Origin of the sequence: Aquabacterium sp., assembly GCF_049274795.1 — a bacterium.
GTDB lineage: Bacteria > Pseudomonadota > Gammaproteobacteria > Burkholderiales > Burkholderiaceae_C > Aquabacterium.
The window spans coordinates 1-16,290 of sequence record NZ_JBASTH010000071.1 but is presented as its reverse complement, the minus strand read 5'-3'; the positions used below and the strand labels follow the sequence as shown (position 1 = coordinate 16,290).

Genomic DNA, 16,290 nt, shown 5'->3' with positions numbered 1-16,290 from the left:
CCATCCGCAACAGCACCACCGATGCCGCCAACAGCGCGGGCAGCGACCTGGGCGGCGGCTGGCTGAGCGACATGGCCGGCGGCCTGTTGCGCGGCAGCGGGCGCAAGGATTCGGTGCTGGAAACGGTGGCCAAGTCGGCTGCGCGCACCATCGGCTCCACCGTGGGGCGCGAGATCATCCGCGGCGTGCTGGGCTCGATCCTGGGCGGCAGCCGCAGCCGCAAGCGCTGAGGTCAGCGCTCAGGCACTCAGTGCCCGTCCGAACGGGCAATGTCCAGCAGGTGCTCCACCTCGGCGCGGTGCATGCGCACGTTGCGGCGGTGCCACCAGCCGATCAGGGCCATCACGGCCGCCACCACCACGCCGAAAGCGGTGATAGCGCCAAAAGCCGACAGGCCGGCCTTGGTCGTGCCCGCGTACATGGCACCCAGCAGCAGGATGCACGCCTGCTCGTTGAAGTTCTGCACCGCGATCGAGCGCCCCGCCCCCATCAGGTTGTGGCCTCTATGCTGCAGCAACGCGTTCATCGGCACCACCAGGAAGCCCCCCAACCCGCCCAGCAGCACCAGGAAAGGGATGGCCACATGCAGATCACGGATGGCGTTCATGAAGATCACCAACACGCCCATGGCCACGCCCAGCGGGATCACCCGTGTGGCCCAGTCCAGGCGCATCCAGATCGAGGCCATCACCGCCCCCACCGCCGTGCCGATGGCCACCACCCCCACCAGGGACGAGGCCTGCGTGGTGCTGTAGCCCAGGGCCACGCCGGCCCAGGCCAGCACGATGTAGCGCAGGTTGCCCGACACACCCCAGAACAGCGTGGTCGTGGCCAGCGAAATCTGGCCCAGCTTGTCGCGCCACAGGCGCTGGTTGCACAGCCAGAAATCGGTGGTGAGCGAGAGCGGGTTGGCCGGCAGCGGCTGCAGCGCCGCCTCGGTGCGCGGGATGCGCAGATTGAACATCGCCGCAGCGATGTACAGAAACACCATGCAGGCGATGGCCGCCTCGGCCGGCGTATCGATGCCGGTGTCCACAAAGGGCAGATCCAGCGCCAGCAATTGCGGCGCGATGTGTGCGCCCATCAGTTGCCCGCCCAGCACCACGCCCAGGATGATGGAGGTGATGGTCAGGCCCTCGATCCAGCCATTGGCCTTGACCAACTGGGAAGGCGGCAGCAGTTCCGTGAGGATGCCGTACTTGGCCGGCGAGTAGGCCGCGGCACCCAGGCCCACCATCGCATAGGCGATCAGCGGGTGCGTGCCGAACAGCATCATCAGGCAGCCCACCACCTTGATGGTGTTGGACACAAACATCACCTTGCCTTTGGGGTAGGCATCGGCGAACGCCCCCACGAAAGGCGCCAGCACCACGTAGAACAGCGCAAACATCGGCACCAGCGCGGCACGTTGCCACTCCTGAGCGCCCGATGTCTTGAGCAGTTCGACGGCCGCCACGAACAGCGCGTTGTCTGCAAGCGAACTGCAGAACTGCGCCGCCATGATGGTGTAGAAGCCTTTTTTCATCGTGGACGGGGCGGGGACAACGTGGGGACCATGCGATATCGAAAGGTGTCGTTCATGTTCTGGACAACCGGGGGCCGGTTATAGCATGCCGCCCGTTTCGATCCCGGCGGCGCGCCCCGCCCGGCCCTGGCTTGCGGGGGCTGGCAAAATAGCCAAATGCCCCGCCCGCTTGAAGCCCTGATCCACCTCGACGCCCTTGAACACAACCTGCGGCGGGCCCGCGAAGCGGCGCCGGATGCACAGGTCTGGGCGGTGGTCAAGGCCAACGCCTACGGCCACGGCATCGAGCGCGTCTACGAGGCCCTGCGCGCCGCCGACGGCTTCGCGCTGCTCGACATCGCCGAGGCCGAGCGCCTGCGCAAGCTCGACTGGCGCGGCCCCATCCTGTTGCTGGAAGGCACCTTCGACGCCCGGGATCTGGAATGGTGCTCGCGCCTGAACCTGTGGCATGCCGTGCACCACGAGTCCCAGATCGACTGGCTGGCCATCCACAAGACCGAATGGCCGCACCGCGTGTTCCTCAAGATGAACACTGGCATGAACCGCCTGGGCTTCACGCCCGAGGCCTTCCGCAACGCGTGGGTGCGCCTGTCGGCCCTGCCCCAGGTGGACGAGGTATCGCTGATGACGCACTTCTCCGACGCGGACGCGGCCAAAGGCATCGCCCAGCAACTGGCCGTGTTCGAGGCCACCTGCGCCGACCTGCCCGGTGAGCGCAGCCTGTGCAACAGCGCCGCCATCCTGCGCCATGCCGGCTCGCCGCAGGTGCGTGGCGACTGGGTGCGCCCGGGCATCATGCTGTACGGCTCGTCGCCCGACTACCCTGAGCACGAGGCCGCCGATTGGGGCCTGCGCCCCGCCATGACCCTGCGCTCGCGCCTGATCGGCATCCAGCACATCCAGACCGGCGACACCGTGGGCTACGGCAGCCGCTACACGGCCCAGGCGCCCATGCGCGTCGGCATCGTGGCCTGCGGTTATGCCGACGGCTACCCGCGTCACGCCCCAGACGGTACGCCGGTGCTGGTTGACGGCGTGAAGGTGCCCCTGGCCGGCCGCATCTCGATGGACATGCTCTCCGTGGACCTGACGCACGCGCCCAACGCCGGCATCGGCAGTGAGGTCACGCTGTGGGGGCACGGCCCTGCGCTCGACGGCCGCCCTACCCTGCTGTCCATCGACGAAGTGGCCCAGCACTGCGGCACCCTGGGCTACGAGCTCATGTGCGCGGTCACGCCCCGCGTGCGCGTCGACGTCATCCATCCCCACAGCCTCTGACCCCACCCGCGCCCGACCATGGACACCGACGCCCAACGCCACCACCTCCGCATGACCGTGCTGATGACGCCCGACATGGCCAACTTCTCGGGCAATGTGCACGGCGGCACCATCCTCAAACTGCTCGACCAGGTGGCCTATGCCTGCGCCAGCCGTTACGCCGGCACCTACGTCGTCACGCTGTCGGTGGACCAGGTCACCTTTCGTCAGCCCATCCACGTGGGCGAGCTGGTGACCTTCCTGGCCTCGGTGAACTACACCGGCACCTCGTCGATGGAGATCGGCGTGAAGGTGGTGGCCGAGAACATCCGCAACCAGGTGGTGCGCCATGCCAACAGTTGCTTTTTCACGATGGTGGCCGTGAACGACCAGGGCAAGCCGACCAGCGTGCCCGCGCTGACACCCGAAACGCCGGACGAGCACCGCCGCTTCGCCGCCGCCAAGCTGCGCCGCGAACTGCGCCAGGAACTGGAGCGCCGCTTCAAGGCCATCCAGGCCAGCGCCCCCTCGGCCCCGCCCGCAGACGGCAGCCCCTGACGCCATGATCAAAGAAAAAACCGTCTACACCTGCACCGAGTGCGGCGGCACCAGCCCCAAGTGGCTGGGCAAGTGCCCGCACTGCAACGCCTGGAACACGCTGGAAGAAGGCCGCGCCGAGACCGCGCCCAGGCACCGCATGCAGGCCCTGGCCCGTGGCCTGGCCGCGCCCCAGCCCGTCACCACGCTGTCGGACATCGAAGCAGGTGACGTGGCCCGCACGCCCACCGGCCTCGATGAGCTGGACCGCGTGCTCGGCGGCGGCATCGTGGCCGGCGGCGTGGTGCTGATCGGGGGCGATCCGGGCATCGGCAAATCCACCCTGCTGCTGCAGGCGCTGGATGCGCTGTCACGCCAGATGCCCGTGCTCTACGTGACCGGCGAGGAAAGCGGCGCCCAGGTGGCCCTGCGCGCCCACCGCCTGGGCCTGGAAGGCAAGGCCGTGCGCGTGCAGGCCGAGATCCAGCTCGAGAACATCCTGGCCACGCTGGAGGCTGAAAAGCCCAGCTTCTGCGTGATCGACTCCATCCAGACGCTCTACAGCGAGCAGCTCACCTCAGCGCCCGGCTCCGTCGCCCAGGTGCGCGAATGCGCCGCCCACCTCACGCGCACGGCCAAATCCACCGGCTGCACCATGGTGCTGGTAGGCCATGTGACCAAGGAAGGCGCGCTGGCCGGTCCGCGCGTGCTGGAGCACATCGTCGACACGGTGCTGTATTTCGAGGGTGACACGCACAGCAGCTTCCGGCTGGTGCGCGCCATCAAGAACCGCTTCGGCGCCGTCAACGAGATCGGCGTGTTCGCGATGACGGACAAGGGCCTCAAGGGCGTGACCAACCCCAGCGCCATCTTCCTGTCCACGCACGGCGAGCCGGTGCCGGGCTCCTGCGTGCTGGTCACGCTGGAAGGCACGCGCCCCATGCTGGTCGAGATCCAGGCCCTGGTCGACGAGGGGGGCCCCAGCCCGCGCCGCCTGAGCGTGGGCCTGGAGCGCGACCGCCTGGCCATGCTGCTGGCCGTGCTGCACCGCCATGCCGGCATCGCCTGTGGCGATCAGGACGTGTTCGTCAACGCGGTGGGCGGTGTGCGCATCAGCGAGCCGGCGGCCGACCTGGCCGTGCTGCTGGCGATCCAGAGCAGCCTGCGCGGGCGCCCGCTGCCCAAAGGCTTCATCGCCTTCGGTGAAGTGGGTCTGGCCGGCGAGGTGCGCCCTGCCCCGCGTGGTCAGGAGCGTTTGAAGGAAGCCGCCAAGCTGGGCTTCTCCACCGCCATCGTGCCGCGTGCCAACGCGCCCAAGAAGCCGATCGAGGGTCTGACGATCCATGCCGTGGACCGCATCGAGCAGGCCGTGGACCTGGTGCGCGGACTCTGATCAGCGCTTGAGCGTGGCCTTGAGGTTCAACCCCGTGGCCAGCAGCGTGCCGAAATAGATCACCGCAGCCCCCACCAGGCAGGCCAGCAGCAGCCCCACCCGCTCCAGCGGCTGGTGGCGCAGCGCCAGCCAGTCGAAGGCCTGCGAGGCCCACCACAGACCGCCGGCCAGCAGCGCCGTGGCCAGCCCCACGCGGGCACCGAACAGCCCCCAGCCCGGCGCGGCCTGGTAGCGGCCCGCCTTGCGCAAGCCCCACAGCAGCAGCCCCGAGTTGACCAGCGAGGCCAGCCCGATGGACAGCGCCAGCCCGGCCTGCGACAGCCAGGGCACGAAGACCAGGTTGAGCAACTGCGTCAGCACCAGCACGCCGATGCCGATGCGCACGGGCGTGCGGATGTCCTGCGTGGCGTAGAAGCCCGGCGCCAGGATCTTCACGCCGATCAGGCCCATCAGGCCCACGCCATAGCCCATCAGCGCCAGCACCGTCTGGTGCACGTCCGCATCATTGAAGTGTCCGTAGTGGTAGAGCGTCGCCACCAGCGGCTTGGCGAAGAGCAGCAGGCCCACGGCACTGGGCAGCGCCAGCAGCAGCACCAGGCGCAGCCCCCAATCCAGCAGCCCGGAAAACTGCGCACGGTCACCGCTGGCCTGCGCCTTGGACAACTGCGGCAGCAGCACCACGCCCAGCGCCACGCCCAGCAGGCCGGTCGGGAACTCCATCAGGCGGTCGGCATAGGTCAGCCAGGAGACGGCGCCAGCCCCCAGGTGGGACGCGATCTGCGTGTTGATCAGCAGGGACAACTGCGCCACCGACACGCCCAGCAAGGCCGGCCCCATCTGGCGCAGGATGCGGCGCACGCCATCATGGTGCCAGGCCGCCGACAAAGCCGCCCACGTGACGGCAATGCGCGGCAGCACGCCACGCCGCGCCAGGGCCGGCAACTGGATGCCCAACTGCAGCACGCCCCCCAGCATCACGCCCACGGCCAGCGCCAGCACCGGATCCCAGCCTTGCTGGCGGAACCACGGCGCCAGCAGCAAGGCCGCCACGATCATGGCCAGATTGAGCAGCACGGGCGTAGCCGCGGGCACCGCGAAATGCCCCCAGGTGTTGAGCACGCCCGCGCTCAGCGCCACCAGCGACATGCACGCGATGTAGGGGAACATCCAGCGCGTCATCTGCACGGCGGCATCGAATCCGCCGGATTCCTTCAGGCCGGAAGCCATCAGCCACACCAGCACCGGCGCGCCGATCACCCCCAGCACCGACACCAGCACCAGCACCCAGAACAGCACCGAGCCCACGGCATCGATCAGCCGGTGCGTGGCTTCGTCACCCTGGCGGGCGCGGCTTTCGGCCAGGATGGGCACGAAGGCCTGCGAAAACGCCCCTTCGGCGAACAGGCGCCGCAGCAAATTCGGAATGCGAAATGCCACCTGAAAGGCATCGGTGGTGGCGCTGGCACCGAAGGCCGCCGCGATGAGCAACTCGCGCACCAGTCCCGTGATGCGCGATGCCAGTGTCAACAGCGACACGATGGAGGCGGATTTGAGCAAACTCATGGGCGCGGATTATGGGGCCGACACCTGAACGCGCCGCCCACCCCTGGCCAGGGGGTCCAACAGGTGTTATACTGTTCGGCTTTCCAACCAACTCTGGCTTTGCCAGGTGCGAATTGCTCTCACGTCAGATGATGTGAGCCAGGCAGGCATCGACAAGGCCCACACATCATGGCATCTGCATCGAAGGTCAAGAAGACCGTCCGTATCGCCTCCGGCCGCAAGCGCGTCCGCCAGGACATCAAACTGAACGCCGCCAACTCGGCCCTGCGTTCGAAGTTCCGCACCGCCATCAAGAGCGTGCTCAAGGCTGTCAAGGCCGGCGACAAGACCCAGGCTTCCGAAGCCTTCAAGGCCGCTCAAAGCGTGATCGACTCCATCGCCGACAAGGGCATCTTCCACAAGAACAAGGCCGCTCGCCACAAGAGCCGCCTGGCCGCCAAGGTCAAGGCCCTGGCCACCGCCGCCTGATCTCAGGCCCGGTCGCGCTGCCCCGAGCAGCGCCCCTCAAAAAAGGCTCGCCGATGGCGAGCCTTTTTGCTTTTCGAACCACACAGCGAATCACGCCGCCCACCTCATCCAGGTACGCCGAAGGCGACCGCCCCGAGTGGCATCCGACGATCCGGCTCTGCCGGTCGAAGGGATGCGCCCCCTTGAGGGGGCCGGCGAAGCCGGTAGGGGGTGGGAGATTTAGTCAGGAATGATGCACCCCTCAAAGACCTGCAGATCGTTGTCCTTGGCGAAATTCATGACGAAATCCCAGGCCATCGGTTCGATCTTGCGCAGGGATTCGTTCACCACCACGCATTTCACGCCGCCCAGGGTCGTCGGGAAGCAATACGGGGAGTAGCCGATGTGGGAGCCGGGCCCGCCCTTCGCGCCCCCGGGCCGGAAGCACGACATGGCACCAGCCAGGCGCTCGGCCCAGTCGCTGGGGCGGAACTGCCGTCCGTTGGACGTGATGCCCTGGATGAAGACTTCACGTGGTTTGACTGCGGCAATGGCCGCAGCCGCCGGCGCTGCCGGAGTGGAGCTGGACACGTTGGAAGATCCCACGGTCTGTGCAATGGGTGCATTGACAGGTTGTACAGGCACGGCCGCCGGTCGTGTCGGCTCGCCGCGGTGGCTCGGCGCTTGCGCGGAAGGGTGATCCTGCGCCAACGCCGGGTCTGAGGTCACAGGGTCTGAAACTGTTGCCATCAGAAACGCCTTCCATTGTCCCTGGAGTTGGACACAATCGCAACATCGGTGCCAGTAGCCTTGCACCTTCATCGGGCTAGATCAAGGGACAACCCCTAGCCCGCAACACCACCGGCCGCCTCTCCGCATCTTCGGCAATCCCCATGCCGGCTTGATGACAGCCATCGGTGACATCCGTCATGCGCATTCCTTACAATGGTCCGGGCGCAGTCACCGTGCACTGCGCTTTTTTCATTGTCAGACCACAGCGAGATCCCCCATGACTGCCGCCGCGCCCATGCCCCATGTGATGCCCACCTACGGTCGCCTGCCCTTCGCCCTGTCGCACGGCCAGGGCTGCCGAGTCTGGGACACCGACGGCAAGGAGTACCTGGACGGTCTGGCCGGCATCGCCGTGAACACCCTGGGCCACAACCACCCCAAGCTGGTGCCGGCGCTGCAGGAGCAGGTCAGCAAGCTGATCCACTGCTGCAACTACTACCAAGTGCCGCTGCAGGAAGAACTGGCCGCCCAACTTGTGCACCTGTCCGGCCTGACCAACGCCTTCTTCTGCAACTCGGGCCTGGAGGCCAACGAGGCCGCCCTCAAGATCGCCCGGAAGTACGGCCACGACAAGGGCATCGACCTGCCTGAGGTCGTTGTCTATGAAAAGGCCTTCCATGGCCGCTCGATCGCCACGCTGTCGGCCACGGGCAACCCCAAGGTGCAGGAAGGCTTCGCGCCGCTGGTGCCGGGCTTCGTGCGCGTGCCGCTCAATGACATCGCCGCGCTGGAAGACGTGGCCGCCACGCGCCCCAAGGTGGTCGCCGTGTTCCTGGAGGTGATCCAGGGCGAAGGTGGCGTCAACCCCGCCACCAACGACTACCTGCGCGCCGTGCGCAAGCTGTGCGACGACAAGGGCTGGCTGCTGATGCTGGACGAAGTGCAGTGCGGTATCGGCCGCACCGGCAAGTGGTTCGCGCACCAGTGGGCCGGCATCCAGCCGGACGTGATGCCCCTGGCCAAGGGCCTGGGCTCGGGCGTGCCGGTGGGCGCCGTGGTGTGCGGTCCCAAGGCCGCCAACGTGCTCAAGCCCGGCAACCACGGCACCACCTTCGGCGGCAACCCGCTGGCCATGCGCGCCGGTGTCGAAACGCTCAAGATCATGGAGGCCGATGGCCTGCTGGACAACGCCGCCAAGGTGGGCGCGCACCTCAAGGCCGCCCTGCAGCGTGAACTGGGCGCCCTGCCCGGCCTCACCGAGATCCGCGGCGACGGCCTGATGCTGGGCATCGAGTTGGACCGCCCCTGCGGCGTGCTGCTGGGCCGTGCGGCCGAGGCCGGCCTGCTGCTGAGCGTGACCGCCGACAAGGTGATCCGCCTGGTGCCCCCGCTGATCCTGACCACGGCCGAGGCCGACCAGATCGTGGCCATCCTGGTGCCGCTGGTCAAGCAGTTCCTGAGCGATACCAGCAAGGCCTGAACGATGAAGCCCGGCCACACCTTGCTCAAGCACTACCTGCAGTTCAAGGACCTGCGCGCCCAGGAGTACCACTACCTGTTCGAGCGCGCCGCCCTGATCAAGAAGCGCTTCAAGAACTACGAGAAGTACACGCCGCTGGCCGACCGCACGCTGGCCATGATCTTCGAGAAGGCCAGCACGCGCACGCGTGTGAGCTTCGAGGCCGGCATGTACCAAATGGGCGGCTCGGTGGTGCACCTCACCACCGACGGCAGCCAACTGGGCCGCAGCGAGCCCATCGAGGACAGCGCCAAGGTGATCTCGCGCATGGTCGACATCGTGATGATCCGCACCTACGAGCAGGCCAAGCTGGTGAAGTTCGCGGCCAATTCGCGCGTGCCGGTGATCAACGGGCTGACCAACGAGTACCACCCCTGCCAGATCCTGGCCGACATCTTCACCTTCATCGAGCACCGTGGCTCGATCGAGGGCAAGGTGGTGGCCTGGGTGGGCGATGGCAACAACATGGCCAACACCTGGCTGCAGGCGGCCGAGCTGCTGGGCTTCACGGTGCACGTGAGCACGCCCAGCGGCTACGAGATCGATGCAGAGGTGGCCGGCATCAGCGACACCGGCTGCTACAAGGTCTTCAAGGATCCGATGGACGCCTGCCGTGGCGCGCACCTGGTGACCACCGACGTGTGGACCAGCATGGGCTTCGAAGCCGAGAACGAAGAGCGCAAGAAGGCGTTTGCCGATTGGTGCGTGGACGCAGAGATGATGGGTGTGGCAGCAAAGGATGCGCTGTTCATGCATTGCCTGCCTGCGCATCGTGGCGAAGAAGTTGAAGCCGAGGTGATCGATGGGCCTCAATCGGTCGTGTGGGATGAGGCTGAGAATCGGCTGCATGTGCAGAAGGTGCTGATGGAGTACCTTTTGCTGGGTCGGATCGGCTGATCCATATCCTGCTGGCTGGTTGGCCGCTGCGTGCGGCGGTCTGAGCGCTTTGTCGTTGCAGCGCGGGGCGCGGGATGTGGGGGTAGCCGGCCAGGCTTCTTTGTTGGCGGTCACGCCTGCGGCGTGACTTCCCTGCGCTGCTCACGGCGAGGTGGGGCCGCATAACTCACTACGCGACCTTCGGCCTCTGCGTTCAAACAGATGCGGCCAGTCAGATGACGAAGCATGCGCAAATGCCCAGGCACGCGAAGGATCGTGCGTAAAAGCAAGGCGGCGACAACCACGGATGCCCGAGCCACCGGCCTAAGCGGACGTTGGCATGCGCCAGCCCCGCGCAGTCAAAGGACAAGTCCCTCCGCATGCTGAGAGCGGGGCATAAAGGGCTGAGGGGGCCTCTGGCCGGGCGCCTTGTTGGCGTCGCAGGCGCACAGGGAGGGACAGGTTTGCCCCTGGCCTGTGGCCAGGGGATGGCGAGCATGTTTGAGGCCCGCAGGGCCGAGTTGCGCAGCCACCTGGCCCGTACGAGCACCGGAGAGCAGTCACGCCGCAGGCGTGACCGCCAACATCGAAGCCCGGCCAGAGGCCCCCTCAGACCCCGCCCCGCGCTGCCCCGAAAAATCGACCAACCCGAGGCACGGCAAAGGCAAACAGCCTCAAGCCAGAGCCCTTTCCAACTTGAACACAGACACAGCCTGCGCCAACTGATCCGCCTGACGCGCCAGCCCATCGGCCGCCGCAGCCGTTTCCTCCACCAACGCCGCATTGCGCTGCGTCGATTCATCCAGCACCCCGATCGCCGTATTGATCTGCGCGATCCCATGGTTCTGCTCGGTGCTGGAATTGGTGATCTGCCCCACCAGCTCGGTCACACGCCGCACCTGCTGCACCACCTGATCGATGGTCGATCCCGTGCTGTAGACCAGCGCACTGCCCGACTCGACCTGCGACACACTGCTGGTGATCAACTGCTTGATCTCCTTGGCCGCTTCCGCACTGCGCTGTGCCAGGGTCCGCACCTCACCGGCCACCACGGCAAACCCACGCCCCTGCTCACCTGCCCGCGCGGCTTCCACCGCCGCGTTCAGCGCCAGGATGTTGGTCTGGAAGGCGATGCCATCGATCACCCCGATGATGTCGGTGATCTTGCGGCTGGACTGCTGGATGCCCGACATGGTCTCCACCACGCGGCTGACGGCCGCGCCGCCCTCCACCGCCACGTTGGACGCCTGCCCCGCCAGGGCATTGGCCTGGTGCGCATGATCCGCGCTGTTCTGCATGGTCGCCACGATCTCGTCGACGGACGAGGCCGTCTCCTGCAGGCTGGCCGAGGCCTGCTCGGTGCGCGCGCTCAAGGCCGCGTTACCCGAAGCGATCTCGCTGGACGCCGCACGGATGGCATCGGTGGCCTGGTGCACCTGCTGCATCGCCTCGGAGATCAAGGTGAGCGATTCGCGCAGCTTGCGCACCACGCGGCGCTGGCTGCGCTGCGGCGGCAGGCGCAGGTCGATACGGCCATCCTCCGACTGCAGGTGCTCGGCGATCTCCATCAGCTCTTCGGCGGTGTCGAATTCACCTTTGGCACGGGCCGCCAGGAACAGCAGCACGCCCGCCTCGGCGATCACGAACAGCGCATGCTCGATCACACGGAAGAAGCTGGCCTCTCCGAAACACATCGGGCCCCAGCCCCAGGCCTGGAACTGGTTGAAGCTCAGATGATGCACAGCGATGGTGGCTGCCCCCGCAATCACAGGCAATGCACGCCGATACACCACCAGGCAGGCCATGAAGGCGAAGACCGCGAAATGGGCCTCGTTGTGGCCGCGCGCCACATGGATCGTCAGGCCGACCATGGCCATGCCCAGGAAGGGCAGGCCGATCATGCTGCCGGTGCCCCCTTGCGACCAGGCCGCCACACCCAGGCTGGCCAGCATCAGCAGCACGCCGATACCCAGCCCCACACCAAAGTTGTCGAACCGCACGCCATAGGCCAGCACACCCAGAAACACGGTGGCGATACCCGCCAGCACCACGGTGTCGTTGCGGCGGAACACACCGGTGCGAGAAGTGTGAGGTTGCGTCATGCGCTGAGCCTTTGGACGATCACGAAAAGACCAGTGGTCGTTTTTATCGTCAGCGACCTGAAAAACCTTAACTCTTCGGACAGGCAACCTTCAGGGCGGGTTCAGAACCCATCATTCAGAACCGATAGGCCAGCCTCACCCCGCCCCAATGCCGCCCCTGCACCGTGATGGGCGCCGAGGCCTCCTTGAGCATCACGAAGTTGCCGCCGCCCATGTCGCGCCGGTAGGTCTGCAGCAGGAAGGGCCGCTCGTTGCGGGCCGAGGCGAGGCCCGTGCGGTCATTGAAGATGCGCCGCCAGCGCGAGTTGGCCGTGTTCCACACGACATCGCCCTGGCGCTGCGGTTGGCAGTACTGGCGGTTGTGCATGGGGATGTAGCCATTGCGGTCCACGCCGATGCAGAACACCACGTTGGGCAGGGCCTTGAGCGCTGCTTCCTGGATGCTTGGAAACAGGCGATCGGTTACCGCATTGAAGCGGGTCAGGAACTGCTGCGGGTTGCTGCCGGCGATCGGCTGGTAGCGGTCGTCGAACAGGTCGGCCAGCGTGATCTGGCCACTGCCCACGGTCTGTGACAGCACGTCGGCGATCTGCCCGGCGACCTGCTGCGCCAGGTCGATGTAGGGCGTCTCGGCTGTCTCGACGCCGCAGGAGGCGATCACCTCCATCAGCGTTTCCGACACGCCCAGCACCACCTCGCTGCGGCGCATGGCCTGCGACAGCGCATCGCGCGTGCGTGTGACCTCGCCGGCCATGGTGGCGGCCTGTTCATGGATGCCGCCGGAGACGTTCATGCTCTGGCTGGCCGCATCGCCGATGCGCGCCACCCCCGCCTCCACCGCCGACAGCGCGGCCTGGAAGCGGCCTTGCGCGCCGTTGCCCGCCTCGTGGTCCCAGCGGATGTCGTGCGCCAGGGACTGGATGCGCTGGTCCAGGCTGGTCACCGTGCTCATGATGGCCTTGGAGGTGGACTCCACCTGCGTGGACAGGTCCTTCACCGCATCGGCCACCACCGAGAAGCCCCGCCCTGCCTCGCCAGCGCGCTTGGCCTCGACCGAGGCATTGAAGGCCACCAGGCGGGTCTGCAGGGCGATCTGCGTGATCTGCTGGGCGGCCTTGGCCACGTCGCGCAGGGTATCGACCACGCCGGCCACTTCCTGACCCACGGATTCGACCGCCTGGCGTGCCTGCCCCACGGACGACTGGCTGTCGGCCGTGACCTGGTGGATCAGGTTCTGCGCGGTGCGGATGTCCTGCAACTGCTTGACCAGCGAGGCCAGCGCGTCCTGCTGGCGGGTGACCACGGCGGTGGTGTCTTCGAGCATGCCGCGCAACTGGGCGGCTTCCAGGCCCAGGCCGGCGGTGTCGCGCTGCAGGCGTTCGGCCAGCTGGGTCGCATCACGCGAAACAGGCGAGACAGACGACGCGGCCGCGGTCAACAGCTCAGGCTGGGCAGGCACCATCGCGGAAGATGGCACCACGGCCCGTTCAGCGGCGGGCTCATTCTTCTTGAACAACGACCAGGGCATGAGGCATCCCAAGCAAGGCAGGCCAGCGCCTGCGCGCCCTCAGCAGGCCGCAGCGCCCCTCCCGCCAGACCTCGCCCGGAACGGTTCGATGGGGTGACCGGTGCCGGTCAGAAAGCCCTGAGCTTCACACGCAGCCGGGCGATGGACTGGCTGTGAAGCTGACACACACGAGATTCGGTCACGCCGAGCACAGCGGCGATTTCCTTGAGGTTCATGTCCTGCTCGTAGTACATGCTCATCACGTACTGCTCGCGCTCCGGCAGGTTCTTGATGGCTTCGACCAGGGCCTCGCGCATGCGGTGGTCCTGCAGCAGGCTCAAGGGGTCGTTGCCCTCGTCGGCCACGTGGCGGTCAAGATAATCGCTGTCGCCGTCGTCGCCGCTCATGTCTTCCAGGTAGATGAGCTGCGTGCCGCGCACCTTGCCCAGCATCTCCTGGTAATCGGACAGGTTGATGCCCATCTCCTTGGCGATCTCGCTCTCGACAGGCGGGCGGCCGAGCTTCTGCTCCAGGCGGTGCACGGCCGATTCGATGTCGCGCTGCTGCTTGCGCGTGCCGCGGCTCATCCAGTCGGCGCCGCGCAGCTCATCAAGCATGGCGCCGCGGATGCGCTGAGTGGCGAAGGTTTCGAACTGCACGCCCTGGCCGGCGTCGAAGCGGCTGAGGGCGTCGGTCAGGCCGATCATGCCGACCTGGATCAGGTCATCGATTTCCACATTGGCCGGCAGCTTGGCGATCATCTGATGCGCCAGGCGTCTCACCAGCGGGCTGTACTGGTGGAGCATGGCATCGATGTCGAGTCGGCCTTTGGCGGTATACATGTTCTGCTCCATGAACGTCTTGTCAATTGAACACCGGTGTGGACCTGGAAGGCAAGGCAGCCCCGGGGGACATCAGGTGGTCAAAAGCGGAATCTCCGAGTGTATGTGGCAGTGCGCAGCGCAGCAGGTCGGCGGCCATGTCCAGGAACGTAGCGCTGGGATCCTGGGCGGCCGGCTCCATCGGGTTCATCTGCAGCCAGTCACGCTGGGCAGCACCGAGGAAGTTGTCGGCGCACTGCCCCAGACGCTGGGCAATCTGCGCGCCTGCCCGGGAGCCAGGGCCGGCACACACCAGCAGATCGTAAGACATCCAGCGCGCGCGCTGCACGAAAGTTTTCACGGCCGCATAGGAGTGCGTCAAACCGGCCGCGTTTTCATCGGTGAACACCAGCGGGCGCACGTTCAGGCCCACGCTGCGCTGGCCCAGCACGCGCACCAGCTCGCTGGCCGAGGCATGCAGCAGGATCACGTCCATCTGGGGGGCTGCATCGGCCAGGGCGCACACCAGCGAGGCGCTGCTGCCCTGCGCATCCACATGGCGCAATGGCAGGCCGCGGGCGGGCATGTAGTGCACGTCGTCCGTCAGGTGCTCGATGCCTTCGGCCAGGTCGAAACCGGCCAGCTCTGAAGGGGTGCGGGCGCGCTCACCAGCGTCCACCACCAGGGTCTTGAGGCCGAAACCGGCGAAGGCGGCGCACAGGCGCTCCAGCACCACGCCGCCGAACATGACCTGCGGGTTGGAGACGATGGGAATGAAACGAACCACACGGCTGGGGAACATCTGGCGCAGGCCATGGGCCTGGTCGACGGGCCGGCTGGTGCTGCTGGACGATGAGCGCGCAGAACTGGTCATGTGGCAGGCTCGATCACGCCATGGGTTGCGAAGACGACTGGGCGTCGAAGGTGGCCGGCGCAGCGAACACCAGGCTCACCTCGCTGGCATCCAGGCGGAATGCCGGGTTGAGGCTGGCCCGCAGCGCGCGGTGCACCAGGGAAGCCGATGACAGACGGTGCCAATCTTCCGGCACGCGTTGTCCGTTGGCGACGCCCAGCACTTTCAGTTTGTGACGAATTAACGCATCCAGGGCCGGACCGAGCTTCACGGCTTCGTCCAGCTTGGACAAGACGATACCTGCGCAGGATGCCGCCTGATAAGAAACCATGACATCTTCGATGGCGTCGCCCTGGGCGGCGGCGTTGATCACCAGCAGCTTCTTGATGCTGGGATGCGAAATCATCTCGAGCAGCTCGCGGGTGCGGGCATCGCGCTGGGGCATGCCGGCGGTGTCGATCAGGATCAGCTTCTTGCCCGACAGCAGTTCGAGCAGGTCTTCCAGCGCGGCGCGGTCATGGGCGATGTGCACGGGCACACCCAGGATGCGGCCGTAGGCGCGCAGCTGTTCGTGGGCGCCCATCCGGTAGGCGTCCAGGGTGATCAGGCCCAGGTTCTGCGCGCCGTGCTTGGCGGCGAACAGCGCGGCCAGCTTGGCGGTGGAGGTGGTCTTGCCGACGCCGGTGGAACCGATCATGGCGAAGATGCCGCCCTGGTCCTCGATGTTGGGCTCGTGGTCGGCGGTGTTCAGGTTGCGCTGCAGCACTTGCGTGGTCCAGCTCATCTCGTCGACCTTGCCGGCCACCACATCGCGGGGCATGCCGTCGAGCATCTTGCGGATCAGCACGGGCGAGAAGCCGCCGTCCAGCAGACGCTGGGCCATCAGGGCCTGGCTGGGCGTGCGCTGCAGCTTGTCCACGAAGGCCATGGTCTCGAAGCGCTCCTTCATCAGGGCGCGCATCGCACGGATCTCGGTGAGCATGGAGGCGTTGGCATTCTGCGCGGCGACCAGGGCTTCGCGGGTGGTTTCGTCCACCACGGGGGCAGCGGCCTTGGCGGGCGTGCCGCGCTTGACCATGTTGTCCATGCGCAGGTCGTCGTCCGTCCAGCCGGCCGAGGCGGCAGCGGCCTTGGCGGTGGCGCGCGGCTGGGGCTGGG

15 protein-coding genes are annotated in these 16,290 nt (G+C 66.9%); 7 read left to right on the top strand and 8 right to left on the bottom strand.

Annotated elements, in window-relative coordinates:
* On the top strand, window positions 1-230 hold a 230-nt coding region (locus WAQ08_RS10890), incomplete at its 5' end, for a helicase HerA-like domain-containing protein (RefSeq protein WP_422191599.1).
* A gap of 17 nt (window positions 231-247) precedes the next feature.
* Here WAQ08_RS10890 and lplT read toward each other — a convergent pair.
* Window positions 248-1,525, bottom strand: a complete 1,278-nt coding sequence (lplT, locus tag WAQ08_RS10885) for a lysophospholipid transporter LplT (RefSeq protein WP_422191598.1) — start codon at window positions 1,523-1,525, stop codon at window positions 248-250.
* A gap of 156 nt (window positions 1,526-1,681) precedes the next feature.
* Between lplT and alr the strand changes: the two genes are divergently transcribed.
* The 3 genes from alr to radA are packed head-to-tail and all read left to right on the top strand — an operon-like array spanning window position 1,682 to window position 4,712.
* Window positions 1,682-2,803, top strand: a complete 1,122-nt coding sequence (alr, locus tag WAQ08_RS10880) for an alanine racemase (protein ID WP_422191597.1) — start codon at window positions 1,682-1,684, stop codon at window positions 2,801-2,803.
* 18 nt (window positions 2,804-2,821) lie between these two features.
* Entirely contained in the window at window positions 2,822-3,340 is a 519-nt protein-coding gene (locus WAQ08_RS10875; protein WP_422191596.1) for an acyl-CoA thioesterase, read from the top strand.
* 4 nt (window positions 3,341-3,344) lie between these two features.
* On the top strand, window positions 3,345-4,712 hold the full coding sequence (radA, locus tag WAQ08_RS10870) for a DNA repair protein RadA (RefSeq protein ID WP_422191595.1): 1,368 nt from the start codon (window positions 3,345-3,347) through the stop codon (window positions 4,710-4,712).
* On the opposite strand, the gene murJ is transcribed toward radA, so the two are convergent.
* Complete coding sequence (gene murJ, locus WAQ08_RS10865; protein WP_422191594.1) at window positions 4,713-6,275, bottom strand: murein biosynthesis integral membrane protein MurJ; 1,563 nt, start codon at window positions 6,273-6,275, stop codon at window positions 4,713-4,715. It lies immediately after the preceding gene.
* A 168-nt stretch (window positions 6,276-6,443) separates the two neighbouring features.
* Between murJ and rpsT the strand changes: the two genes are divergently transcribed.
* A complete protein-coding gene (rpsT, locus tag WAQ08_RS10860; protein WP_422191593.1) occupies window positions 6,444-6,743 on the top strand; it encodes a 30S ribosomal protein S20 in 300 nt (99 codons plus the stop codon).
* Between the two features lie 219 nt (window positions 6,744-6,962).
* Here rpsT and WAQ08_RS10855 read toward each other — a convergent pair whose 3' ends face one another.
* Window positions 6,963-7,274 carry a DUF3579 domain-containing protein gene (locus tag WAQ08_RS10855; protein ID WP_422191600.1) on the bottom strand — a complete coding sequence of 104 codons (312 nt, stop codon included), beginning with the start codon at window positions 7,272-7,274 and terminating at the stop codon, window positions 6,963-6,965.
* Between the two features lie 457 nt (window positions 7,275-7,731).
* Here WAQ08_RS10855 and WAQ08_RS10850 point away from each other — a divergent pair, with 457 nt between their 5' ends.
* Complete coding sequence (locus tag WAQ08_RS10850; RefSeq protein ID WP_422191592.1) at window positions 7,732-8,934, top strand: aspartate aminotransferase family protein; 1,203 nt, start codon at window positions 7,732-7,734, stop codon at window positions 8,932-8,934.
* A 3-nt stretch (window positions 8,935-8,937) separates the two neighbouring features.
* Window positions 8,938-9,870: an ornithine carbamoyltransferase gene (gene argF, locus WAQ08_RS10845; RefSeq protein WP_422191591.1), complete on the top strand. Its 933-nt coding sequence runs from the start codon at window positions 8,938-8,940 to the stop codon at window positions 9,868-9,870.
* A gap of 653 nt (window positions 9,871-10,523) precedes the next feature.
* Here the strand turns inward: argF and WAQ08_RS10840 are convergent.
* The 5 genes from WAQ08_RS10840 to flhF form a co-directional block, all read right to left on the bottom strand.
* Window positions 10,524-11,951, bottom strand: a complete 1,428-nt coding sequence (locus WAQ08_RS10840; RefSeq protein ID WP_422191590.1) for a methyl-accepting chemotaxis protein — start codon at window positions 11,949-11,951, stop codon at window positions 10,524-10,526.
* 115 nt (window positions 11,952-12,066) lie between these two features.
* On the bottom strand, window positions 12,067-13,479 hold the full coding sequence (locus WAQ08_RS10835) for a methyl-accepting chemotaxis protein (RefSeq protein ID WP_422191589.1): 1,413 nt from the start codon (window positions 13,477-13,479) through the stop codon (window positions 12,067-12,069).
* Between the two features lie 107 nt (window positions 13,480-13,586).
* Entirely contained in the window at window positions 13,587-14,300 is a 714-nt protein-coding gene (locus WAQ08_RS10830; protein WP_422191588.1) for an RNA polymerase sigma factor FliA, read from the bottom strand.
* Between the two features lie 22 nt (window positions 14,301-14,322).
* Window positions 14,323-15,153 (bottom strand): flagellar biosynthesis protein, encoded by an 831-nt coding sequence (locus WAQ08_RS10825; RefSeq protein ID WP_422191587.1) that lies wholly within the window; start codon window positions 15,151-15,153, stop codon window positions 14,323-14,325.
* Window positions 15,154-15,166: 13 nt separating this feature from the next.
* Window positions 15,167-16,290: flagellar biosynthesis protein FlhF (gene flhF, locus WAQ08_RS10820; RefSeq protein ID WP_422191586.1), on the bottom strand; the 1,124-nt coding region annotated here is incomplete at its 5' end.